Source organism: Limnohabitans sp. JirII-31 (genome assembly GCF_002778315.1).
GTDB lineage: Bacteria > Pseudomonadota > Gammaproteobacteria > Burkholderiales > Burkholderiaceae_C > Limnohabitans.
In genome coordinates this window covers 1-23,367 of the sequence record NZ_NESA01000016.1, presented here as the reverse complement: position 1 = coordinate 23,367, position 23,367 = coordinate 1, and the positions used below count along the sequence as shown (strand labels likewise).

Below are 23,367 nucleotides of genomic sequence, written 5' to 3'. Positions count from 1 at the left end.
ATGAGCGCCCAACGCGACCGTCTTGTCACCACCAGCCTGAGCCTGGCTGTGTTGGTCTTATTCCTTGCAGCCTGGGAGTGGGGGCCTGGTTGGTTGGGCGTTCCTGAATTTGTGCTGCCTCGTTTCAGCGCCGTGTGTACCGAGGCCGTGCGCATTTGGGGGGCGGAAGAGTTGCTGTGGCATACCGGCATCACGGCCGCAGAAGTGGTGATTGGCTTTGTGTTGGGCTCGCTCATGGGGGCTTTGATTGGCTATGCCTTGGGCCTGTCGCCGCGTGTGGAGGCCGTGTTGTCACCGTATCTGCTGGCCTTGCAAATTGCACCCAAGGTGGCCTTTGCGCCCTTGTTTGTGATGTGGCTGGGCTACACCATGTACCCCAAAATTTTGGTGGCGGTGTTGATTGTGTTTTTCCCCGTGCTCATCAACGTCTTGTCGGCCATGCGCACCATGGACTACGACATGATCAACCTGGCACGTTCCTTCTCCGCCACCCGCTTGCAGGTGTTTCGCATGGTCGAGTACCCCACCACCATGCCCGCGTTGTTCTCAGGCTTGCGCATTGCCAGCACCTTGGCCGTCATTGGTGTGGTCGTGGGTGAACTGGTGGGCGGCAACATGGGATTGGGTTACTTGTTGGTCTTCTTTGAAGGCCAGGGCAACACCGCCGGTGTGTTCGTCATCATTGGTGCGCTCACCGTCATTGGCATCGTGGCGTACTACGCCGTGGTGTTGACCGAGCGGCGCGTGTTGCACTACTTGCCCAGCGCAGAAAGACGCACCGCATGAGCACCCAAGCTTCAGAAATTTCGCTCACGGGCCGTCGCGTGTTGGTCACGGGCGGTGCCCGTGGTTTGGGCGAGGCCTTTGTGCGCGCCTTGGTACTTGCCGGTGCCCGTGTGGTCATCAGCGATGTGCTGCACGAGCGCGGCCGCGCCCTGGCCGCCGAGCTGGGCGACGTCACCCACTACCTGCCCATGGACATGTCCGACCCCGCTGCCGTGAAGGCGGGTGTCAACGCCGCCGCTGCCCATTGGGGGGGCTTGGACGGCTTGGTCAACAACGCCGCCATCACCAACTCGGGTGGCAAAAACATGGACGAGTTGAGCGTCGACACCTGGGACCAGGTGATGGCTGTCAATGTGCGCGGACCCTGGTTGGCCACCGTGGCGGCCACGCCGCATCTGGCCGCCAGCGGCACGGGCCGTGTGGTCAACCTCGCGTCCGACACCGCCTTGTGGGGTGCCCCGCGCCTGATGGCCTATGTGTCGAGCAAAGGTGCGGTGATGGCCATGACGCGCTCCATGGCGCGCGAGCTGGGTCCCCAAGGCATCACCGTCAACGCGGTGGCGCCCGGTTTGACCTTGGTGGAAGCCACCGAGTACGTGCCCGAAGCCCGCCACCAGTACTACGCCCAAGGCCGCGCCATTGAACGCGCCCAAGTGCCCGACGACGTGACCGCCACCGTGTTGTTTTTGTTATCCCGCAGCAGCGGCTATGTGACGGGCCAAGTCTTACCCGTCAATGGCGGCTTTGTGATGAATTAAACCTGTCCTCAAGGAGATCCCCATGACCACCACCCAAGCAGCTGCCAACCAACCCGTGTTCAACGAACGCGGTTTGATGGATGCCAATATTCCACCTGAAGCCGACATCCAACACAGCATGATGCAAGCCAGCGGCCAAGACTTGGGTGCTTGGCTGGAGTCGCGTGTGGCGCGCTTTGCCACCCGCCGCTATGACTGGGACGCTTTGGCATTCCAGGCCAAAGTCGACCCCCGTTACCGCCGTGCGCAAATGCGCTACATGGGCACCGGCGCCACCGGCGTGGCCAGCGACAACAACACCGTGCCCTCGGCCCACTTCACCTTCTCCACCATGGTCATCCCCGCCGGTGGCATTGGCCCTTCACACATCCACTACGACGTGGAAGAGGTGTTCTTTGTGCTGCGCGGCAAGATGAAGATCGTGTGCGAAAAAGACGGCCAGCGCTGGGAATCCATCCTGCACGAGCGTGACTTGATTTCTGTGCCACCTGGTGTGTACCGCGAAGAAGTCAACATCACCGACGAAGACGCACTCATGTGCGTGATGTTGGGCACCCCCAAGCCCATCACGCCCACCTACCCGCCCGAGCACCCGCTGTCCAAAGTCAAGCGCTGAAACGCGGACCTATGACTGCCGCCACCGATCTCCAGCATCGTTTGCAAGCCCATGCCTTGCAACAGGTCGACACCGCCTTGGGCACGGTGCAATACCGCCACGCCGGTGTGCCATTGCCTCAGACCACGCACGTGTTTCTACACGGCATTGGCTCGGGCTCTGGCAGTTGGTTGATGCAGCTCGACGCAGCGACGAAGTCGTTGCCTCATGACTCGGCTGCCCAGTCTGCGAACCCACCCGTTGGTGTGTTGGCCTGGGAAGCCCCTGGTTACGGCGCCTCCACACCTGTCGGCCCCACAGAGCCTTTGCCGAGCGACTACGCGGCGCGCGTCTGGGCCTGGTTGGACGCTTTGGGTGTCACCCATCCCATCACCTTGGTGGGCCACTCTTTGGGCGCTTTGATGGCGGCCAGCGCAACCGCCGCGCAGCCCGCGCGCGTGTCGCGCTTGGTGTTGTTGGCGCCCGCACAAGGCTATGGTTTGGCCGATGCTGCATTGCGCGCACAAAAACGCGATGACCGCTTGCGCGCCCTGCATACCTTGGGGCCCCAAGGCATGGCCAGCAAACGTGCAGTGGCCATGTTGTCGCCCCAAGCCAGCCCTGAACAATTGTCCTTTGTGCAACACATCATGGCCCAGGTGCATCCCGCCGGGTACACCCAGGCCACCCACATGCTGTCGCAGGGCGATGTCGCCACCGATTTGCAGCATGGCACCGCCCCTTTGACCATCGCCAGCGGTCGTGCCGATGGCATCACGCCCATGGCCGGCTGCCAAGCCTTGGCTGCGCGCTTAGGGCTACCCTGGCACGACTTGGGCGATGTGGGGCACGCCTGTGCGCTCGAAGGCGCCGATGTTGTCAACGCCTTGCTCGGCCTCACCGCAAAGCAGACCTCATGACCGCCACCTCTGACGACAAATATTTGGTGCCTGCGCTGCAACGTGGTTTGGAACTGCTGGGGCAGTTCAACCGCACCACGCCAACCCTGACGGGGGCCGATTTGGCCCGCAGCATGGGCCTGCCCCGTGCGTCGGTGTTTCGCATCTTGCACACCCTGGAACGTTCGGGTTTTGTCGAGCGTGTGGGCGACTCCACCAGCTACAAACTCAGCATCGGTGTGTTGCGCCTGGGCTTTGAGTTTTTGGCCTCGATGGAGCTCACTGAATACGGTCGTCCTGTCATCGAACAACTGCGTGATACCTCGGGTTATTCGGCGCACTTGGTGGTGCGCGATAGCCGCGATGTGGTGTTTGTGGTGAAGGCGGCAGGGCGCAGTGCCTTGTTCCACTCCATCCAAGTGGGTGCGCGTTTGCCCGCTCACGCCACGGTGCTCGGGCGTTTGCTGTTGTCGGACCTCGACATGGCCGCCCTGAAAAAACTCTATCCCGAAACACCGCTTCCCAAGTACACCGACAAAACGCCCACCACTTTGGCGCAGCTCAAAACCTTGATCGACAAAGACCGCGCCAATGGCTATGGCTTGAGCCAGGGCGGGTTCGAGACCGGCATCTCCACCATCGCGGCGCCGGTGTTCAACGACCAGCACCACGTGGTGGCCGCCATCAGCATCACCGTGCCGGCCCAACAGGTGGACCCGGAGCTTGCCAAGGTCTTGCTGTCCCACGTTCAATCTGCCGCAGCTCAATTGACCGAGCGCATCAGCCACTTTCAAAAACCAAGTTCGACATGACCACACCCACTCCGACACCACAGATCACCGTTGGCGAACTGGCCACCCGATTTTTAGAGCAGTGCGGCGTCAAGGCCGCCTTTGGTGTGATCTCGATTCACAACATGCCGATCTTGGATGCCTTGCACCGTCGGCAAAAAATTCGCTTTGTGTCGGCGCGCGGCGAAGCGGGTGCCTGCAACATGGCTGACGCCTATGCCCGTGTCACCGGCACCTTGGGGGTGTGCGTCACCAGCACCGGCACGGGTGCGGGCAATGCGGCAGGCGCCATGATTGAAGCGCTCACCGCAGGCACGCCGCTGTTGCATCTGACCGGTCAAATCGAGTCGCCTTACTTGGACCGTGACCTGGGCTACATCCACGAAGCGCCGGCTCAAGTGGCCATGCTGCAAGCCGTGGGCAAAGCGGCGTTTCGCATTCGCAACCCCGAAACCGCTTTGGCCACGCTGCGTGAGGCCGTGCGCCTCGCGTTCACCCCTCCGTGTGGACCCGTCAGCATTGAAATCCCCATCGACGTGCAAGGCCTGTTGATGGACCTGCCGTCTGAAGTCACGCCTTTGCCCGTACCCCCTGTGGTGCCCCCCGCGTCTGAGGTGCAGGCTTTGGCGGACCGCTTGCGCTCGGCCAAGCGTCCTCTGCTGTGGCTGGGCGGCGGTGCCCGTGCCGCGGGCCCGGCGGTGGAGCGCTTTGTGAAGATGGGGTGGGGTGTGGTCACCTCGGTGCAAGGGCGCGGCATCTTGGCCGAAGACCACCCGGCCTCTTTGGGGTCGTACAACCTGCAAAAACCGGCAGAGACGCTCTACCAAAGCTGTGACGCCATGTTGGTGGTGGGCTCGCGTTTGCGCAGCAACGAAACCCTGCGCTACAAGCTCAAGCTGCCAGCCAAGCTCTACCGCATTGACGCCAACGCCTTGGCCCATAACCGTGGCTACACCAGCGACTACTTTGTGCAAGGTGATGCATCGCACACCTTGCATGCCTTGGCCGATCTGCTCGAAGGTCACATGCAGGTCGACCCCGCCTTGCGCAAAGACGTGCAGCAAGCGCGCCAAGAAGCAGCCGGGTTGGTGGACGCCACCTTGGGCGCTTACGTCACCTTGAAAAACGCCGTCGCCACCCACGCTGGCAAAGCCCTGTGGTGGGTGCGTGACATCACCTTGTCCAACACCATGTGGGGCAACCGTGCGCCGGTGCTCGACCACCCCCGTGCCGGTGTGCACGCGCTGGGCGGGGGCATTGGTCAAGGCCTGGCCATGGCCATTGGCACGGCCATTGCCGATACCGAACACCAGCTGGGCCGCAAAACCGTGGCCTTGGTGGGTGACGGTGGCTTCATGCTCAACGTGGGTGAGTTGGCGTGTGCGGTGCAAGAAAAAGCCAACCTGGTGGTGCTGCTCATGAACGACAGCCGCTACGGGGTGATCCGAAACATCCAAGACGACATCTATGGCAGCCGCCATTGCTATGTCGACTTGCACACGCCCGACTTTGCCCAGTTCTGTGCCAGCCTGAAGGTCACGCACCTGGCCTTGTCGGAGCCTGCGCAAACCCAAGCCGTGCTGCAACAAGCGTTCGCCACGCCAGGCACGGTGGTGGTCGAAGTCGACATGAACCGCTGGGGCGCTTTTGCGGTCAAGTTCGCGGGCCCTATTTTGAAAAAGGACTGAGCCATGTCACGTGCGGTGCTTGAAGTGACCCTGGTTGGCTTTGGTGCCATTGGTCGTTCGATCTTTCAACGCATGCGTGGCTCGGCCCACACCCGCATCGCACACATCGTGGTGTCGACGGCGCGTGTGGCCGCGCTGCAAGCCGAGTTGGGGAGCGCGGTGCAGGTCAGTGACCAGGTGCCCGCCAGCAGCCGCTTGGTGCTGGAGTGCGCTGGGCACTCGGCCCTGACCCAGCACGTGGTGCCCGCCCTGGCGCGCGGCATTGAATGCGCGGTGCTGTCGGTGGGCGCTTTGTCGGATGCGGGCTTGCCTGAGCAACTGGCCCAAGCGGCCGAGCAAGGCCAAACCCAGGTGCATTTGCTGTCGGGTGCCATTGGCGGCATCGACGCCATTGCGGCGGCTCGCCTGGGCGGCTTGAGTGATGTCACCTACACCGGGCGCAAACCGCCCAGCGGTTGGCGTGGAACGCCCGCTGAGCAAGTGGTCAACCTCGACACCTTGACGGAACCCGCTGTCATCTTGCAAGCCAGTGCGCGCGAAGCCGCACGCCTGTACCCCAAAAACGCCAACGTGGCGGCCACCGTGTCCTTGGCGGGCTTGGGGCTGGACGCGACCCAAGTGTGCTTGATTGCCGACCCTGGCGTGAGCGAGAACATCCACGAAATTGTGGCCCGTGGCGCCTTTGGCGAAATGCATCTCACCCTGCGCGGCAAGCCCTTGGCGGACAACCCCAAAACCTCGGCGCTCACCGTGTTGTCGGCACTGCGCTTTTTGCACAACCGCAGCGCTGCGGTCACTTTGTGAGCCCGTCATGACACAGCACCTTCAAACCTTCATTGCGGGCCGCTGGCGCGATGCCTCAGGTCCCCAATATTCCACCGAATACCCCGCAGATGGCAGCACCGTGGCAAGCTTGCATGCCGCCACTGTGGCCGATGTGGACGAGGCCGTGCAAGCCGCCGAGCACGCACGTTTGCAACCGTCATGGGCCAACCTGAAACGCCATGAACGTGCGGGCATCTTGCACCGCATTGCCGCTGGCATTCGTGCCCGTGGCGAAGAGCTGGCACAACTGCAACGCCTCGATAACGGCAAGCCCATCAGCGAAACCCGTGCCTTGGTGGCCAGCGCCGCAGGCACCTTCCAGTTCTTTGCCGCGGCTTGCGAAACCTGGGAAGACACCCTCACCCCCGCACGTGGCGACTACCTGACCATGAGCGTGCACGAACCTCTGGGTGTGGTGGGTGCCATCACACCCTGGAACTCGCCCATCGCCAGCGAAGCCCAAAAAATGGCACCTGCATTGGCGGCGGGTTGCGCCATGGTGTTCAAGCCTGCCGAAATCACACCACGCATGGCCATCGAGTTGGCCAAGATCGCGCAGCAAGCCGGGGTGCCCGACGGCATCATCAGCGTCTTGCCAGGCAAAGGTTCGGTGGTCGGGGACGCATTGGTCAAACACCCCCTCATTCAACGCATCGCGTTCACCGGTGGCACCAGCGTGGGCTTAGGCATTCAACGCTTGGCGGCTGAAAAGCTCATGCCCACCTCATTGGAGTTGGGCGGTAAGTCGCCCACCATTGTGTGCGCCGATGCCGACCTTGACCATGCGGTGGCTGGGGTGCTGTTTGGCATCTTCAGTTCTTCAGGCGAGTCGTGCATTGCGGGCTCGCGGGCCTTTGTGCATGCCAGCGTGTACGACGAATTCAAACGCCGTTTGCTCGCGGGCGTGCAAGCCTTGCGCGTGGGCGACCCGGCCGATGAGCGCACCCAAATGGGCCCCTTGGTCAACCTGGGGCACCGCGCATCGGTCGAGCGCTATGTGGCGCTGGGTGTGCAAGAGGGCGGGCGCGTGTTGTTTGGCGGCAAGCGGCCTGAAGGTGGCTTGTTTGACCGCGGCAGTTATTACCTGCCCACCGTGATTGAAGGGCTGCCCAACACCGCACAGATGTGCCAAGAAGAAATTTTTGGTCCCGTGCTGGCCTTGCTGCCGTGGCACGACGAGGCCGACTTGCTGGCCCAGTGCAACGACAACGTTTACGGCCTGGCTTCGGGCATTTGGACGCGTGACTACAAAGCCGCTTGGCGCATTGGCAGCGCCTTGAAAACTGGCACGGTGTGGATCAACACCTACAAGCTGTTCTCCGTCAGCACACCGTTTGGCGGCGTCAAGCTCAGTGGTACAGGCCGCGAGAAAGGCCGCTTGGGGATTTTGGAATACACCAGCCAGAAAAGTTTTTACTGGGGTCTCAACGAGAACCCCTTGCCTTGGGCTGGGGTGTGAGATGAGCATGCAGCGCCGGCAGTGGATGGCTGGTGTCGGGGCTGCGGCCCTGGGCAGCACTGGTCTGTGGCCTTTGACAACGAAAGCTCAAGCCCTTCCACCCACCACGCCAGCTGCGCCAGATTGGCGTCAAGGCACGCGCATCGTGTTGTTGGGCACCATGGCTGGGCCCGTGTTGCACCCCTCGCGCATGATGAGCAGCCAGGCCTTGTGTGTGAACGGTCGTGTCTACTTGGTCGACTGTGGCTACGGTGCCATTGCACGCATGACCGAGCTGGGCATTCGCTTGCCCGATCTGTCGGCGGTGTTCATCACGCACCACCACTCCGACCACAACGCCGACTACCCGAGTCTGGTCAACCTGTCGTGGATTTTGGGCATCCGGGGTCAAATGAAAGTGCTGGGCCCGCCGCCCATGCGGCGCATCCACGACGCGGCTATTGCGCTACAGCGCGAAGACATCGACATCCGTATCAAGGCCACCGGACGTCAACCCATTGAAGCCAGCTTTGCGGTCTCCGAAATCAAAGAATCTGGTGTGGTGTTTCAAGACGAGCGCGTCAAAGTCACCGCAGCGCGTGTGGACCACGAGCCGTTTGAGGTGGCACTGGCCTACCGCTTTGACACAGCCGACTCCAGCGTGGTGTTCTCGGGCGACACCTCGCCCGTCTCGGCCACGGTGCAGTTGTCACGTGGTGCTGACACCTTGGTACACGAAGCCATGTACGAACCGGGCATAGACGCCATGCTGGCCAAGCGCCCTTATGTGCCACCCAAGCTGTCGCAGTTTTTGCGTGCCGGACATACCTCGGTCGAAGACGTGGGCCGCATTGCCGCGCAAGCCGGTGTGCGTCGTTTGGTGTTGACCCATCTGTTGCCGGGCGACGAGCCTGTGCCCGATGCCGTGTGGCAAGAACTGGCGGCCAAGCATTTCAAAGGCGAGATCGTGGTGGGCCACGACAAGTTGGTTTTATGAGACTGCTCGGCATGACCCTCTACCTCACCCCACGCTTTGCCTCACAGCACGCGCGCAAGCGCCGACACGTCATGGCAGGTGCCTTCGCTCTGGCAGCGCTGACGCTCGGCGTGTCTGCCCACGCGCAACCTACGTCTGGCGCAGAAAAATTGTTGGCGCAAGAACGCTTCACGGTGGTGGCGCCGTTCCCGCCCGGCGGGCCGGTGGACACCTTGGCCCGCTTGCTGGCCGATGGCTTGCAAAAGCGCTACAACCAATCGGCGGTGGTGGAAAACCTGGCCGGTGCCGCAGGCAATTTAGGCATCGACAAAGTCAAGCGCGCCAAGCCCGATGGCCACACCTTGTTGGTGGTGCCAGCGGGCAACCTCACCATCAACCCCACGTTGATGCGCAACTTTCCGTTCCAGATCGAGAAGGATTTCGCCCCCATCACCATGCTGGCCAAAGCGCCCAATGTGCTGGTGGCAGGCCCTGGCCTGGGAGCGAAAAATCTCAAAGAGGTGATGACCCTCACACACGCCAAACCCAACAGCTTGTCGTATGCCTCGCCGGGCGTAGGCAGTGGCTTGCATTTGGCAGGTGAGTTGTTCAAACAACAAACCGGGGCCGACTGGTTGCATGTGCCCTACAAGGGCACCGGCCCGGCCCTCAACGACGTGCTGGGTGGCAGCGTGCCCTTGATGTTCAGCAACTTGCCCGCCACCTTGCCCTACATCCGCAGCGGCAAGCTGGTGGCTTTGGGTGTGACCGACGTCGTGCGCACCCCGGTGGCGGCCGACATTGCGACTTTGGCGGAGCAAGGCGTCTCGGGCGTGGTGGTCACCTCGTGGTACGGCTTGCTGGCGCCGAGTGGCACGCCTTCCGAGCTGTTGGCGCAACTCGCCAAAGACGCGGCTGACATTTTGAGTCGCCCTGCGGTGCGTGAGCAGCTGCATGCCCAAGGGCTGACCCAGGCCACCCAAACCCCTGACGAATTTGCAGCGCACATTCGTCAGGAAACGCTCACCTGGCGGCGCGTCATTCAAAGCCGCCACATCGAAGCCGACTGACACAAAGCAAGAAAGCCCCCCATGGATTTAGGAATTGCCGGAAAAAAAGCCTTGGTGTGCGGCGCCAGTGCGGGCCTGGGGTTCGCGTGTGCGCAAGCACTGGTGCGTGAAGGGGTGGAGGTGGTCATCGTGGCCCGCACCGAAGCGCCGTTGCGCGAAGCCGCAGAGGGCTTGCGTGCCTTGGGCGCGGGTGCTGTGCATTGGGTGGCCGCTGATGTGACCACCGCCGAAGGACGGGCACGTATTTTGGCGGCGCATCCCGCGTTCGACATCTTGGTGACCAACGCGGGCGGTCCACCGCCTGGTGACTTTCGCCAGTGGGACCGCGACATCTGGCTCAAAGCCCTGGACGCCAACATGCTGGCGCCAATTGAACTCATCAAAGCCACCGTGGACGGCATGATGGCGCGTGGCTTTGGCCGCATCCTCAACATCACCTCCAGTGCGGTCAAAGCGCCGGTCGATGGCTTGGGTTTGTCCAATGGCGCACGCAGTGGGTTGACGGGGTTTGTGTCCGGCTTGGCACGTTCCACCGTGGCGCGTGGTGTCACCATCAACAACCTGTTGCCGGGTACGTTCGACACGGCACGGCTGGCGGGCAACTTTGCAGCCCAAGCGCAACGCGAAGGCCGCACGGTGGAGGAAGTGCGCAGCACTCGCCTGGCCAAGCACCCCGCGCATCGCTTGGGCCAACCCAGCGAGTTGGGCGCCACCTGCGCTTTTTTGTGCAGCGTGCACGCGGGCTACATCAACGGCCAGAACGTGTTGCTCGACGGCGGGTCGTTCGCTGGGGTTTGAAGGCAGCGCTCACGTAGATTGCTTAGTTACGGCTTACGTGAGAGAGTTTTGAAATGACTAAAGTTTGGCGTTGAACTTCAATCATTCAAATATCCGTAAGTCTAATAATCTCAAATACGCTATATTAGGCATGGGTTGGGAAATCAAATACCACAGCGAAAAACTACAAGCTGAAGTGCTTGGATTGCCTGCAGGTATTTTGGCCAGATACTTCCATTGCACAGATCGCATGTTGGTGTTTGGGCCTGATTTGGGAATGCCTCACACGCGTGCAATGGGTGGGGGTTTGTTTGAGTTGCGTTTGAAATCACGCGAAGGTCTAGGGCGCGTTTTTTATTGCATATTGGTGGGACGCAAGATTGTCATGCTCCATCAATTCGTCAAAAAGACCGACAAGACCCCGCTCAAAGAGTTGCTCATTGCACGTCAACGGATGAAGGAATGGCGAGATGCAGTCACATAAAGAATTACGTGCCAAAGCGCTGAGCAACGCCGAGGTCAAGGCCGAATTTGACAAACTTCAGGACCAATACGCTCTCTTGGATGAGTTTTTAAAGGCGCGAGCCGCACAAGGACTGACACAAGCGCAAGTGGCTCAAAAAATTGGAACGACACAGTCAGCGGTGGCGCGCATGGAGTCTGGCCGCGGCAAACATTCGCCCTCGTTGGCCACGCTCTCAAGGTACGCTGAAGCTTTGGGGTGCAAGTTGGAAGTCAAATTGGTCAGCAAGACAACCCCACGCACTGCAAACCGCGCTGACCAAGCCGTGACACGCCGCGTTGTGTCATAGCACCTTGGGTCTAACTTTTTTAAAGATCCAACACCAAGTGCGCGCTCTTGCAGCCTGACACGCACACCATCATCACGGTGTTGCTGGCTTGCTCGGCAGGGCTGAGCACCGAGTCGCGGTGGTCGGGCGTGCCTTCCAGCACACGCGTTTCACAGGCCCCGCAAATGCCTTCTTCGCAGCTGGTGCTGCAGTCCACATACGCGGCTTGCAGTGTGGCCAGCAGCGATTGACCGGGCAGCACGGTCAGCACTTGGCCTGAGCGTTTGAGCTCCACCGTGTAGGTGTGTTGTGCATCGCTGGCGGGGGCCACCTCGACGGCGCTGAAGCGTTCGATGTGGGCATGGGGGTAGCCCAGGGCCGCGCAGCTGCGCTCAAACGCATCCAGCATCACGGCAGGGCCGCAGGCGTAGTAATGCGTGTGGGCGGCACCTGCACCAGGGCGTGCCGCCAGCAGGGCTTGCAAATCGGGTGGGCCGCCTTGTTCGTCGTCAAAGTGCCAATGCACCTGTGGCGCCAGGGCTTGAATTTCTGCCACAAAGGCGGCGCTGCGACGGGTGCGCGCGCAGTACACCACGTCAAACGGGCAGCCCAGCTGGTGCAGGCGTTGCGCCATGCTCAAGATGGGCGTCACGCCAATGCCACCAGCCACCAGCACCGTGTGAGCGGCGTCTTCCACCAGCGCAAAGTTGTTGCGTGGCTCCGAAATGGTCAGCGGCATGGCAATGCGCAGTTGCTCATGCACGGCGCGTGAGCCGCCTCGGCTGGCTTTGTCTTTGAGCACCGCCACCACATAGCGGTGGCGTTCGCGACAGTCGTTGAGCAGCGAGTAGCTGCGCACCAAGCCGCCAGGCAAGTGCAGGTCGATGTGTGAGCCTGCTGGAAAGGGCGGGAACTCGCCGCCTGCCACAGGCCGCAGATCAATGCTGAGGATGCCTTCGGCCTCGAACTTCAGCGTGTGGACAAAGGCGTTCAGCGTCTGGGCCATGCAGCGTTTCCTGTTCCTGATTAGGCTTTTTGAGCGGCGGCTTTGTCCAGTTGTTGCTGGGCCAACGTTTTCAGGGTACGACGCAGACGCACGATGCCCATGTCGTGTTGGTACAGGTGCTCGCGCTGGTTGGCGTCGGGCTCCATGTGCTCCATGGCCACGCGGTCTTGTTCCAGCACTTGCCAGTGGCGTGCCTCCAGACGGTTTTTGTACAAGAAGCGCCATGCATTGCGCTGCCAGCCCGAGACCTTGCGGCAACGCCAGAAGAAGATGCCTGCGGCGTCGCGTGTGATGGGCACATAGCTGCCAATGATGGTGAAGCTGCCGCCAGGGCCACCGGTCTTTGGATAAGGAATTTCCAGACGCATCCAGTGCGCGTCGTTGGCCATCCACTCGGTCCAGTCGAAGTTCACATTGCGTTGACCTTTTTTCTCGAAGAAGAAGCCTTCGTCGGTGGGTCGAATTTGAAAATCAGCGGTCAACTCGCCATCGGCCATGGTGTGCGATTGCTTGTGCAAGTAGGCACCGTGCATCGGGTCGATCACGTTTTCCATCACGTAGCGGTAGTCGCAACCCCACTCGGTGTAGCAAATGAAGGTGGACCACTCGGGCGAGCTCAGTTGCTCGGGCAAGCGCAAGGGTGGGGGCGTTTCGAGTTGGGGGTCGAGTGCATTGAACAAAAAGATGGCGCCGTTGGATTCAGCCGTGTGGAAGGTGCGCGTTTGGCGTGAACCTTCGAGCTTGCAGCCGGGGCTGCCGGGCACACGGGTCACCGTGCCGTCGCAGCGCACTTCCACGCCGTGGTAAGGGCAGGCGATGCGGTCACCCAAGATCACGCCGAGCGACAGCGGTGCGCCACGGTGCGGGCAGTGGTCTTCCAGTGCGTGCACCTTGCCAGCTTGGTCGCGCCACAGCACGATCTTGTAGCCCAAGCGACGCAGCGACACGGGGCTTTCTTTCACAAAAGTGCTGGGGCACACGGGGTACCACAGGTCTTTCAGACCTTCGGCCAACACGGCTTCGGTAGGGTCGGCTTGGAAATGCATGACAGAGGTGTTCATGGAGTGCTCCTGATTTAAGCGCCCAAGCGGGCCATTTCTTGTTCGAACGATGCGCTCGTCCACGGCTGCCCATCGGGACCCGAGGGACCCGCAGTGTTCAGATACGCCACCAAGGCGTCGAGCTCGTGAATGCCTTGGGCAAAGGCACGTTCCAGTGAATCACCCAGCAAATTTTCATAGGCTGTGGGTGGGCCTGATCGGTGTTGGTGAGTCTCGTTGGACAAGGGGGGTAGTGCGCGCATCACATCTCTCCAAAGGAAAAAGGAATTTGAAATAAGGTCAGCGAGGTTTGTCGGTCATGAAGCGTCCGCTGGGCGCTTCGGCATCTTTTTGGCGTCGTGTGTGGCCGTCAATGCCGCCCTTTATGGCCCATTCGGCAAACACGGTCGGGCCGGGCGTGAACTCGCGTGGCTGCCAAGCATCTGTCAACTCGTCTTCGTCGGTGTAGTACTCCACCAGCGCACCGGCTGGGCTGACGAAGTACCAGAAGATGGCCGACGAAATGGGGTGGCGTCCGGGGCCCAGTTCGGTGTCCCAGCCGCAACGTGACATGTGCAGTCCGCCCCCAAACACCTCGTGCACATCGCGCACGGTGAAGGCCACATGGTTCAGGCCTGCGCGGGGTTGTGGCAATTGCAGCAAAAACAAATTGTGGTGCCCGCCTTCGGGCGCGCAACGTAAAAAGTGGCCGCGACCGGGGTAGCGGTCAGACACCACAAAGCCCAACAGCGTTTCGTAGAAGGCCGAGGTGGCTGCCAGATCGGTGACAAAAAACACCACGTGACCCACCTCAATCGGTGTGGCACGGTCATACGCTGGGCTGGCTTGGTTGATACGCGTGCGTTCGTTCCACGTGTTGGTCTGCGCACAGTCCACGGTGATGGCGTGCTTTTGCGTCACTTGTACGCGCACGGCCAAGCCATTGGGGTCGGTGCAGCCGACGCGGCCGTTTTGGTCCACATAGCCTGGTTGTTGGTGAAGGCGTTGACGCACGCTCTCCAGGTCTACGGTGTTAGCCACCCCCCAGACCACTTCACGCAAAGTGGGGTCAGGCTCTACGCCAGCAGGCAAACCTGGTTTGTCTGAGTGGGCCACCACCACACGGCAACCGTTGAGCGAGGTGAACACCAGCTCTTGTGCCGATTCGGTGTGCAACGACAAGCCCCAGTCGAGAAAGAACTGGCGGCATTTCTCCAGGTCTTTGGCGCCAAAAGTGACTTCATCAATGCCGAGTAGTTGCATACCTGTCCAGTCCGTTTCGTGTTTCTTTAGTAAAACAATGTTTCTGGTTTGAATCGGATTGGATTATTGCCACGCTGTTTTCGCTTGTCAAGCTTTGGTGGTTGTGGGCGCCGGTTGTCTTACCGCTCAGCCATGCGCTGTAAGTCCAGCCCCACTTTGCCAAACTGCTGTTGCGACGCCAGTCGGTCCAGCGCTGCATGCACTTGGTCCATGGGGTATTCGTGGTCGATCACGGGTTCAATGCCGTGTTGCGACACAAACGCCAGCATGTCGTGGAACTCGGCAAAGTTGCCGTGGGTCGAGCCCAAAATTTGCAGTTGCCGAATGAAGATGCGCCGCAGGTCGGCAGGCGGCTGGTCGCCGCTGGTGGCACCGCAAGTCACCAAGCGGCCTCCGCGCACCAGCGACTTCATGGCTGCTGACCACACAGCTTGCCCCACGTTCTCAATCACCACGTCCACACCGCGCCCATCGGTGAGGGCCATCACGGCTTTCGCCACATCTTGCGTTTGGCTGTTGATCGTGTGGTCCGCACCCAGTGCCAAGGCGCGCTCCAGTTTGCTGTCGTCACGAGAGGTGACGATCACGCGCACGCCCATGGCTTTGGCCAGCTGCATGGCCGCCAGCGACACGCCCCCACCGATGCCAAAAATCAGCACGGTCTCCCAGGGTTTGATCTGTGCTTTGGTCACCAGCATGCGCCAGGCGGTGATGTGGTTCACGCCGAGCGCGGCAGCTTGCACAAAGCTCAAGCCCGTTGGCATGGCAAACACATTGCGTGCGGGCACGCTGACCCACTCGGCAAAGGTGCCGTGGCGGTGTTCACCCAGCAGCTGAATTTGGGTGCACAACACGTTGTCACCACGTTGGCAAAACTCGCAGCGGCCACAGGTCACGGACGGGTGAATCAGCACCTTCTGACCCACGGTGAGCACGCGCTCATCGGCGTCCACTTCTTCCACCGTGCCTGCGCCATCCAAGCCCATGATCTGCGGCAGTGGGTGGGTGATGCCCGCGCCGCTGTTGCGCATGTACAAGTCCACCTGGTTCAAGGTGGCTGCGGCCATGCGCACCAGCACCTCGCCCGGTTGTCGAACAGGCCGCTCGCAGGTGCGAACCTCCACCACCTCATTGCCACCGTGTCCGGTGATGACCACTGCTTTCATGGTTTGTCTCCCGTCTCGTCTGGTGTGCCCGCGTCAATCTTCTCCATATTGCCCAGCAGTTTGAGGAGGTAGTGCAAGGTGTGGGTCAAGTCGCCCGTGGAAAAGTCGGTCAGCGCAGCGTCGTAATACGCACGAATCTTGGGTTGTGCGTCTTGTTGCCATACCTTGCGACCGTGTGTGCTCATGGTCACCAGCTTGGCGCGTCGATCACGTGCATCGGCCACCAACGTGAGGTGGCCATCGCGCTCCATGCGGCTGAGCAAGCCCGACAGGTTTTGCCGACTCACCATCAGGTAACGCGCCAAATCGCCCACGCTCATCCCGCCTTGTGCTTCGGGGCGTGACAGCGCACCCAATACCGCCCATTGCTGCGTGGTGAGCCCTTCATTTTCAACAGCACGTGTACCTGTTTTGTGCAACATATTGGTACATTGATAGAGCTTGAAAAACAAGCGATTCGCCAATTCCATGCGTGTCGAGGCATTTTTTTCAGGGTAAACCATAGTATTTTCACCGGTAAAAGGACTTGCGGCGTCAAATGCTGCAAGCGTAATATACGTCAATACATTGACATATATCGCGAAAGACCTTTGCGCAATGTCAGTCAAGCATACCAACCTTGTTCAACTGGAGAGACCCATGCAAAGAATGAAAAACAAAACCGTCGTCGTCACCGGAGGCGGTGGTGGCATTGGCGGCGCCACTTGCCAGCGCATGGCCCAAGAGGGCGCCAAGGTGGCAGTGTTTGACATGAACTTAGAAGCCGCCCAAAAAGTAGCCGACGCCATCACCGCCGCAGGCGGCCACGCGGTGGCCTTCAAGTGCGACATCACCGACCGTGCCGCCGTAGACGCAGCGGTGGCGGCCACCGAGGCGCAACTGGGCCCCATCGACGTGTTGGTTAACAACGCCGGTTGGGACGTGTTCAAGCCCTTCACCAAAACCACACCCGATCAGTGGGAGCGTTTGATCGCCATCAACCTCACAGGTGCCCTGCACATGCATCACGCGGTGTTGCCCGGCATGGCGGCGCGCAAGAGTGGGCGCATTGTCAACATCTCGTCCGACGCGGCACGCGTGGGCTCATCGGGCGAGGCCGTCTACGCCGCTTGCAAAGGCGGTTTGGTGGCGTTCTCTAAAACCATTGCGCGTGAGCATGCACGCCACGGCATCACCGTCAACGTGGTGTGTCCCGGCCCCACCGACACCGCTTTGTTTGCCGACTACAAAGAGGGCGCAGGTAACCCCGAGAAGTTGATGGAGGCTTTCACCCGCGCCATCCCTCTGGGCCGCATCGGCCAGCCGCAAGACCTACCCGGCGCGATTGCATTTTTTGCCAGCGACGACGCGGCCTTCATCACCGGCCAAGTGCTCAGCGTCTCGGGTGGCTTGACCATGAATGGCTGAGCCCACCCCGTCCACACCTTGGCACTCAACACCTAGACCCCCCATTCAGAAAGACCCTCATGAACTTTGAAGACATCCTGTACGAGAACCGCAACGGCGTGGCCTGGATCACCATCAACCGCCCCGACAAGATGAACGCCTTTCGCGGCACCACCTGCGACGAACTCATCAAGGCCTTGAACAAGGCAGGCTACGACCGCGACATCGGCGCGATCGTGCTGGCGGGTGCGGGCGATCGCGCCTTTTGCACCGGCGGCGACCAAAGCGCCCACGACGGCAACTACGACGGGCGCGGCACCATTGGCCTGCCGATGGAAGAGCTGCACGACGCCATCCGCAACGTGCCCAAGCCCGTGATCGCGCGTGTGCAGGGCTACGCCATTGGCGGCGGCAACGTGCTGTGCACGATTTGCGACCTGACCATCTGTTCGGACAAAGCCATCTTTGGCCAAGTCGGGCCCAAGATGGGCTCGGTCGACCCCGGCTACGGCACCGCCTTTTTGGCCCGCGTGGTGGGCGAGAAAAAAGCCCGCGAAATTTGGTACCTCAACAAGCGCTACTCCGGCCAAGAAGCGGTGGCCATGGGTCTGGCCAACATCTGCGTGCCCCACGACCAACTTGACGCCACGGTGCAAGAGTGGGGCGAGACGATTTGCGAACGCAGCCCCACCGCCATTGCCATTGCCAAGCGCAGTTTCAACATGGACACCGCGCATCAAGCCGGCATTGCCGGCATGGGCATGTACGCGCTCAAGCTGTACTACGACACCGAAGAATCGCGCGAAGGCGTGAAGGCCTTGAGTGAAAAGCGCAAGCCTGATTTCCGCAAATACGCCAAATAAGCCAAGCCACTGGTCGGAGACACCTGATGAACCCCAATCCCTACATCGACGACGACCTGCAAGCCCTGGCCGACACCGCGCGTCGCTTTGCCGACGAGCGCGTCAAGCCGGGCTTTCAAGAGCGCGACCAAACCCGCGTGCTCGACCGCGCTTTGCTGCGTGAAATGGGCGAGTTGGGTTTCATCTGCCCCGAACTGCCCGAAGCCTTTGGCGGTTTGGGGATGGGCTGCTTGGCCGCCGGCGTGATTCACGAAGAAATTGCCCGCGCCGACCTGAGCTTTTCGTACCTCAACCTGTTGGCCTCGCTGAACGGCCAAATTTTGTCGAAGTACGGCCAACCCGAGGTGGTGGGCCCGTGGCTGAAAAAACTCACCCAAGGCGAGGCCATTTGCGCCATCGCCCTGACCGAACCACGCGGTGGCTCGGATGCTGCCAACCTGCGTTTGAAGATCGAGCGCGACGGCGACTGCTACGTCATCAACGGCGAAAAAACCTCCATCTCGGCGGCTGACCAAGCCGACATCACCGTGGTGTTTGGTCGCACCGGCAGCGCCGAAGACGGTGCGCATGGCGTGACCGCTTTGTTGGTGCCCATGGACACCCCGGGCTTGACCACCAACCGCTTCGACTGCCATGGCCAACGCGCCATTGGCCGTGGCTCGATCTTTTTTGAAAACGTGCGCGTGCCCGTAAGCCACCGCTTGGGTGACGAGAACAAAGGCTTTGTGCAAGTCATGCACGGGTTTGATTTTTCGCGTTCGCTCATCGGCTTGCAGTGCCTGGCCGTGGCCCGTGTGGCCTTAGAAGAAACCTGGGAATACATCACCCAGCGTCAAGCCTTTGGCCAACCCTTGTCGGCCTTTCAGGGCGTCACCCATCCGCTGGCGCAGTTCGACACCGAGGTGGAAGGTGCACGCCTGCTGTGCCTGCAAGGCCTGTGGCTCAAAGACAAAGGTCTGCCTCACACCGCCGAAGCTGGCATGGCCAAGTGGTGGGGCCCCAAGCTGGCCTACGACGTGATTCACCAATGCCTGCTGTGCTACGGCCATGGGGGCTACGACCGTGGCCTGATGGAGCAACGCTTGCGCGATGTGTTGGGTTTCCAAATTGGTGACGGCACCGCCCAGATCATGAAGACCATCATTGCGCGCACCCGGGCAGGCCGCCAATTCGTGCCCGCCTGAGCATCGACAACAAAACATCCACCCCACGAGGAGACAAGCATGCAATTTGACGCCGTACTCATCCCACCCCGCCGCGCCCACAGCGTGGCCCAAGGTTTTTGGCACGACCGCACCATCAACGACGATTTGGAGCGCTGTCTGGCCCAGTGCCCCGACAAAGTGGCGGTCACCGCTGTGCAAGCCGAGAGTGGGGTGGTCACGCGCTTTACCTACCGCGAACTCGCCGCCATGGCCGACCGCGTGGCCGTGGGTTTGAGCAAGTTGGGTGTGGGCCACCACGACATCGTGGCTTGCCAGTTGCCCAACTGGTGGCAGTTCACCGTCACCTACTTGGCGTGTTCGCGCATTGGTGCGGTGATCAATCCGCTGATGCACATCTTTCGCGAGCGTGAGTTGTCGTTCATGCTCAAGCACGGCGAAGCCAAAGTGGTCATCGTGCCCAAGGTGTTCCGTGGCTTTGACTACGAGCAGATGGTCGAAGGCCTCCAACCCAGCTTGCCCGACTTGCAGCATGTGGTGGTGGTCAATGGCACTGGCGCCAACAGCTTCGAGGCCTTGCTCAGCGGCCCCGCGTGGGAACAAGACCCGCAGGCCCACGCCATCCTCACCCAGCACCGCCCCGCGCCAGATGACGTGACCCAACTCATCTACACCTCGGGCACCACGGGTGAACCCAAGGGCGTCATGCACACGGCCAACACGGTGATGGCCAACATCATTCCCTATGCCCAGCGCTTGAAGCTGAGCGCCGATGACATCGTGCTCATGGCTTCGCCCATGGCACACCAAACCGGCTTCATGTACGGCTTGATGATGCCCATCATGTTGCAAGAGTCGGCGGTCTTGCTCGACATGTGGGAGCCGCTCAAGGCGATTGACCTCATTCGTGCGGAGGGCTGCACCTTCACCATGGCCTCGACGCCTTTCCTCACTGATCTCGCCAAAAACGTGGCCGAGTCGGGCCAAGCCGTGCCCACCTTGCGCACCTTCTTGTGCGCGGGTGCGCCCATCCCTGGCCCGCTGGTGGAGCAAGCGCGGGCGGTGCTGGGCACCAAGATTGTCTCGGCCTGGGGCATGACCGAAAACGGCGCTGTGACCTTGATCGAACTCGACGACCCCGACGAGCGCGCCTTCACCACCGACGGCTCACCTTTGCCCGGCGTGGAACTCAAAGTGGTGGACGACGATGGCCACGCCTTGCCCCCAGGTCAGCCCGGCAAATTGCTGGTGCGTGCCTGCTCCAACTTTGGCGGTTACTTGAAGCGGCCGCAATGGAACGGCACCGACGCCGAGGGCTGGTTTGACACCGGCGACCTGGCCCGCTTGGACGCCCAAGGCTATGTGCGCATCACTGGGCGCAGCAAAGACGTGATCATTCGCGGCGGCGAGAACATTCCGGTGGTCGAAATCGAAGCGCTGCTCTATCGCCACCCCGCCATTGCCATGGCCGCCATCGTGGCCTACCCTGATGAACGCTTGGGCGAACGCGCCTGCGCGGTGGTGGTGCCCAAGCCTGGCCAGAGCATTGATCTGCCGCAACTCGTGGCCTACCTCAAAGAACAAAAAATCGCCGTGCAGTACATCCCCGAACGCCTGGAGGTGCGCGAGAGTATGCCGTCCACGCCCTCGGGAAAGATTCAGAAATTCAAGCTGCGCGAGGACTTGCGTGCCTCGCTGGCCTGAGCCAGCCAAGCCCAACACCCCCCAGCGCGCACACCGCTTGCCAATGACTTTTTATTTTTACAACGGAGACAAACCCATGACAAACACCCCCAACACCCTGCGCCGTGCGCTCACCGTGGCCGCTGTGGCCGTGCTAGGCCTGGGCACCACCCTGGCCAGCCACGCCCAAGCCTGGCCGACCAAACCCATCCGCATCGTGGTGGGCTTTGCCCCTGGCGGCACCACCGATGTGCTGGCGCGTTTGATGGCGCAAAACCTCACCGACACCTTGGGTCAAACCGTGGTCATCGACAACAAGCCTGGTGCCAGCGGCAACATCGCTGCCGCTGAAGTGGCACGCGCCGCACCCGATGGCTACACGTTTTTGATTGCCCCCACCTCGGTGGAAACGGCCAACCCCTCGTTGTTCAAATCCACCTTGCTGCCCTCGCGTGACCTGACGCCCGTGGCCGGCATTGGCAAAACCCAGATGTACCTGGTCACCAAGCCACAACTCGCCGCCAAAGACGTACACGAATTGGTGGCCATGGCCAAGGCGCAGCCGGGCAAGATGTCGTATGCCTCATCGGGCGCGGGCACACCCCCGCACCTGGCGTGTGAGCTGTTCAAGCAAGCTACCGGCACCGACATCGTGCACATTCCTTACCGTGGCGCGGCCCCCGCTTTGCAAGACGTGTTGTCGGGCCAAGCCGACTTTGTGTGCGACCCCGGCATTGCCTTCCCACACATCCGCACCGGCAAGGTCAAGCTCTTAGGTGTGGTGAGCGAGAAGCGCTCGCCGTTCTTCCCCGACGTGCCCACGGTGGGCGAGCAAGGCTTCAAAGGCGCCAACCTCGATATTTGGTTTGGCATGTGGTCACCCAATGGCACACCACCCGAGGTGATTGCCCGCGTCACCCGCGAGTTGACCAAGGCCTTGGCGTTACCTGCCGTCAAGTCGCGCTACGGCGACTTGGGTGCCGAAGCCACCGCGGTGGACACCGCCGACTTCAAAGCCTTGCTGGCCAATGAAGGCAAGGTGCTCTCCACCTTGATTCGCGAACAAAAAATCACCGTCGACTGACGCTCACTTTCAGGACACCACCCCATGGCCCTCGACACCGAATCGTTCGACCTGTTGTTGCCCACCTTGCAGCGCTTCATCCGTGAGCGTTTGATCCCGGCAGAAAACCACCTCGAAGAACACGACGAGGTGCCTGCCGACATCGTGGAAGACATGAAAGCCATGGGCCTGTTTGGCCTGTCCATCCCGGAAGAGTTTGGCGGCATTGGCTTGTCCATGAGCCAAGAGGTGCAAGTGGCCTACGAGATCGGGCGCACCGCCTTGGCCTTTCGCTCGGTGTTTGGCACCAACGTGGGCATTGGTTCGCAAGGCATCTTGATGGACGGCACGCCTGAACAAAAGCGCGACATCTTGCCGCGCGTGGCCAGTGGCGAGCTCATCATGTCGTTTGCACTCACCGAGCCCGATGCGGGCTCGGACGCGGCCTCGCTCAAAACCCGCGCCGATTTGGACGGCGACCACTACGTGCTCAATGGCACCAAGCGCTACATCACCAACGCGCCACGCGCAGGCGCTTTCACGCTGATGGCACGCACGGGTGGGCCGGGCGCAGGTGGGGTGTCGTCCTTCATCGTGCCGGCCGATTTGCCGGGCATCACGCTGGGCAAGACCGACAAAAAAATGGGCCAACGCGGCACCAAAACCTGCGACGTGATTTTGGACAACGTGCGCGTGCCAGCGGCCAACATCATTGGGGGTGTGCCAGGCCAGGGCTTCAAAACCGCCATGAAGGTGCTCGATCGGGGGCGCTTGCACATCTCGGCGGTGTCGTGTGGCATGGCGCAGCGCATTCTCGAAGAAGCCACCGCCTATGCGCGTGACCGCAAGCAGTTTGGCAAAGCCATTGGCGAGTTTCAGCTCATCCAAGCCATGCTGGCCGATAGCCAAGCCGAGTTGCTGGCGGGCTGGGCCTTGGTGCAAGACGTGGCGCGGCGCTTTGACGCCAAGCCCGCGCAGGTGTCTGACCCCGAGGTGTCCATGCACGTGTCGTGCGCCAAATTGTTTTGTACCGAGATGGTGGGTCGCGTGGCCGACCGGGGCGTGCAAGTGCACGGTGGCGCGGGCTACATCAACGAATACCCGGTGGAGCGCTTCTACCGCGATGTGCGCTTGCTACGCCTGTACGAAGGCACCACCCAAATTCAGCAACTCATCATTGGGCGCGAACTCTTGCGCGCCTGATCACAAGGAATTCCCATGAAAGCATTGGTCGCTGTCAAACGCGTGGTGGACTACAACGTCAAAGTCCGGGTCAAGTCGGACAACTCGGGCGTGGACATTGCGAACGTGAAGATGAGCATGAACCCGTTTGACGAGAT

At 61.2% G+C, this 23,367-nt stretch carries 25 protein-coding genes and 1 pseudogene; 20 read left to right on the top strand and 6 right to left on the bottom strand.

Annotated features, from left to right (window positions below; translation table 11 throughout):
• The 13 genes from B9Z41_RS15525 (at position 1) to B9Z41_RS15465 (ending at position 11,415) form a co-directional block, all read left to right on the top strand.
• Positions 1-786 (top strand): ABC transporter permease, encoded by a 786-nt coding sequence (locus tag B9Z41_RS15525; protein WP_100147993.1) that lies wholly within the window; start codon positions 1-3, stop codon positions 784-786.
• A complete protein-coding gene (locus B9Z41_RS15520) occupies positions 783-1,544 on the top strand; it encodes an SDR family oxidoreductase (protein ID WP_100147992.1) in 762 nt (253 codons plus the stop codon). Before B9Z41_RS15525 ends, B9Z41_RS15520 begins: the two co-directional genes overlap by 4 nt.
• A gap of 118 nt (positions 1,545-1,662) precedes the next feature.
• Complete coding sequence (locus B9Z41_RS15515; RefSeq protein ID WP_233202738.1) at positions 1,663-2,160, top strand: cupin domain-containing protein; 498 nt, start codon at positions 1,663-1,665, stop codon at positions 2,158-2,160.
• An 11-nt stretch (positions 2,161-2,171) separates the two neighbouring features.
• Positions 2,172-3,059 (top strand): alpha/beta fold hydrolase, encoded by an 888-nt coding sequence (locus B9Z41_RS15510; RefSeq protein ID WP_100147990.1) that lies wholly within the window; start codon positions 2,172-2,174, stop codon positions 3,057-3,059.
• Positions 3,056-3,850: an IclR family transcriptional regulator gene (locus B9Z41_RS15505; RefSeq protein ID WP_100147989.1), complete on the top strand. Its 795-nt coding sequence runs from the start codon at positions 3,056-3,058 to the stop codon at positions 3,848-3,850. The genes B9Z41_RS15510 and B9Z41_RS15505 overlap by 4 nt, the downstream gene beginning before the upstream one ends.
• On the top strand, positions 3,847-5,517 hold the full coding sequence (locus B9Z41_RS15500; protein ID WP_100147988.1) for a thiamine pyrophosphate-binding protein: 1,671 nt from the start codon (positions 3,847-3,849) through the stop codon (positions 5,515-5,517). Before B9Z41_RS15505 ends, B9Z41_RS15500 begins: the two co-directional genes overlap by 4 nt.
• Positions 5,518-5,520: 3 nt before the next feature.
• Complete coding sequence (locus B9Z41_RS15495; RefSeq protein ID WP_100147987.1) at positions 5,521-6,321, top strand: aspartate dehydrogenase; 801 nt, start codon at positions 5,521-5,523, stop codon at positions 6,319-6,321.
• A gap of 7 nt (positions 6,322-6,328) precedes the next feature.
• Positions 6,329-7,801, top strand: coding sequence for an aldehyde dehydrogenase (locus tag B9Z41_RS15490; protein ID WP_100147986.1), 1,473 nt, complete (start codon positions 6,329-6,331; stop codon positions 7,799-7,801).
• A gap of 1 nt (position 7,802) precedes the next feature.
• Positions 7,803-8,777: an MBL fold metallo-hydrolase gene (locus B9Z41_RS15485; RefSeq protein WP_100147985.1), complete on the top strand. Its 975-nt coding sequence runs from the start codon at positions 7,803-7,805 to the stop codon at positions 8,775-8,777.
• 11 nt (positions 8,778-8,788) lie between these two features.
• The gene (locus tag B9Z41_RS15480) at positions 8,789-9,826 is read left to right on the top strand and encodes a Bug family tripartite tricarboxylate transporter substrate binding protein (RefSeq protein ID WP_369823353.1); all 1,038 of its coding nucleotides are present in this window, start codon (positions 8,789-8,791) and stop codon (positions 9,824-9,826) included.
• 21 nt (positions 9,827-9,847) lie between these two features.
• Positions 9,848-10,624, top strand: coding sequence for an SDR family oxidoreductase (locus tag B9Z41_RS15475; RefSeq protein ID WP_100147984.1), 777 nt, complete (start codon positions 9,848-9,850; stop codon positions 10,622-10,624).
• A 130-nt stretch (positions 10,625-10,754) separates the two neighbouring features.
• Complete coding sequence (locus B9Z41_RS15470) at positions 10,755-11,087, top strand: type II toxin-antitoxin system RelE/ParE family toxin (RefSeq protein ID WP_100147983.1); 333 nt, start codon at positions 10,755-10,757, stop codon at positions 11,085-11,087.
• The gene (locus B9Z41_RS15465; protein WP_100147982.1) at positions 11,074-11,415 is read left to right on the top strand and encodes a helix-turn-helix transcriptional regulator; all 342 of its coding nucleotides are present in this window, start codon (positions 11,074-11,076) and stop codon (positions 11,413-11,415) included. Before B9Z41_RS15470 ends, B9Z41_RS15465 begins: the two co-directional genes overlap by 14 nt.
• Before the next feature lie 19 nt (positions 11,416-11,434).
• On the opposite strand, the gene B9Z41_RS15460 is transcribed toward B9Z41_RS15465, so the two are convergent.
• The 6 genes from B9Z41_RS15460 to B9Z41_RS15435 all read right to left on the bottom strand — a co-directional run bounded on the left by B9Z41_RS15460 (position 11,435) and on the right by B9Z41_RS15435 (position 16,372).
• Entirely contained in the window at positions 11,435-12,400 is a 966-nt protein-coding gene (locus B9Z41_RS15460; RefSeq protein WP_100147981.1) for a PDR/VanB family oxidoreductase, read from the bottom strand.
• 20 nt (positions 12,401-12,420) lie between these two features.
• The gene (locus B9Z41_RS15455) at positions 12,421-13,461 is read right to left on the bottom strand and encodes an aromatic ring-hydroxylating dioxygenase subunit alpha (protein ID WP_100147980.1); all 1,041 of its coding nucleotides are present in this window, start codon (positions 13,459-13,461) and stop codon (positions 12,421-12,423) included.
• 14 nt (positions 13,462-13,475) lie between these two features.
• Entirely contained in the window at positions 13,476-13,703 is a 228-nt protein-coding gene (locus tag B9Z41_RS15450; protein ID WP_100147979.1) for a recombinase-like helix-turn-helix domain-containing protein, read from the bottom strand.
• A gap of 37 nt (positions 13,704-13,740) precedes the next feature.
• The gene (locus B9Z41_RS15445; protein WP_100147978.1) at positions 13,741-14,703 is read right to left on the bottom strand and encodes a VOC family protein; all 963 of its coding nucleotides are present in this window, start codon (positions 14,701-14,703) and stop codon (positions 13,741-13,743) included.
• A 119-nt stretch (positions 14,704-14,822) separates the two neighbouring features.
• Complete coding sequence (locus B9Z41_RS15440; RefSeq protein WP_100147977.1) at positions 14,823-15,869, bottom strand: zinc-binding dehydrogenase; 1,047 nt, start codon at positions 15,867-15,869, stop codon at positions 14,823-14,825.
• Positions 15,866-16,372 carry a MarR family winged helix-turn-helix transcriptional regulator gene (locus B9Z41_RS15435; protein ID WP_100147976.1) on the bottom strand — a complete coding sequence of 169 codons (507 nt, stop codon included), beginning with the start codon at positions 16,370-16,372 and terminating at the stop codon, positions 15,866-15,868. The genes B9Z41_RS15440 and B9Z41_RS15435 overlap by 4 nt, the downstream gene beginning before the upstream one ends.
• A 136-nt stretch (positions 16,373-16,508) precedes the next feature.
• On the opposite strand from B9Z41_RS15435, the gene badH reads away from it, so the two are divergent.
• The 7 genes and pseudogenes from badH to B9Z41_RS15400 form a co-directional block, all read left to right on the top strand.
• Positions 16,509-17,276: a 2-hydroxycyclohexanecarboxyl-CoA dehydrogenase gene (gene badH / locus B9Z41_RS15430; protein ID WP_100147975.1), complete on the top strand. Its 768-nt coding sequence runs from the start codon at positions 16,509-16,511 to the stop codon at positions 17,274-17,276.
• Positions 17,277-17,335: 59 nt separating this feature from the next.
• A complete protein-coding gene (badI, locus tag B9Z41_RS15425) occupies positions 17,336-18,118 on the top strand; it encodes a 2-ketocyclohexanecarboxyl-CoA hydrolase (protein ID WP_100147974.1) in 783 nt (260 codons plus the stop codon).
• Positions 18,119-18,144: 26 nt separating this feature from the next.
• Positions 18,145-19,302: a cyclohexanecarboxyl-CoA dehydrogenase gene (gene aliB / locus B9Z41_RS15420; RefSeq protein WP_100147973.1), complete on the top strand. Its 1,158-nt coding sequence runs from the start codon at positions 18,145-18,147 to the stop codon at positions 19,300-19,302.
• 39 nt (positions 19,303-19,341) lie between these two features.
• Positions 19,342-20,985: a cyclohexanecarboxylate-CoA ligase gene (aliA, locus tag B9Z41_RS15415; RefSeq protein WP_100147972.1), complete on the top strand. Its 1,644-nt coding sequence runs from the start codon at positions 19,342-19,344 to the stop codon at positions 20,983-20,985.
• Positions 20,986-21,061: 76 nt separating this feature from the next.
• Complete coding sequence (locus B9Z41_RS15410; RefSeq protein WP_100148034.1) at positions 21,062-22,048, top strand: tripartite tricarboxylate transporter substrate binding protein; 987 nt, start codon at positions 21,062-21,064, stop codon at positions 22,046-22,048.
• Between the two features lie 24 nt (positions 22,049-22,072).
• Positions 22,073-23,230, top strand: coding sequence for an acyl-CoA dehydrogenase family protein (locus tag B9Z41_RS15405; RefSeq protein WP_100147971.1), 1,158 nt, complete (start codon positions 22,073-22,075; stop codon positions 23,228-23,230).
• 15 nt (positions 23,231-23,245) lie between these two features.
• A pseudogene (locus tag B9Z41_RS15400) lies at positions 23,246-23,367 on the top strand (electron transfer flavoprotein subunit beta/FixA family protein); the annotation flags it as partial.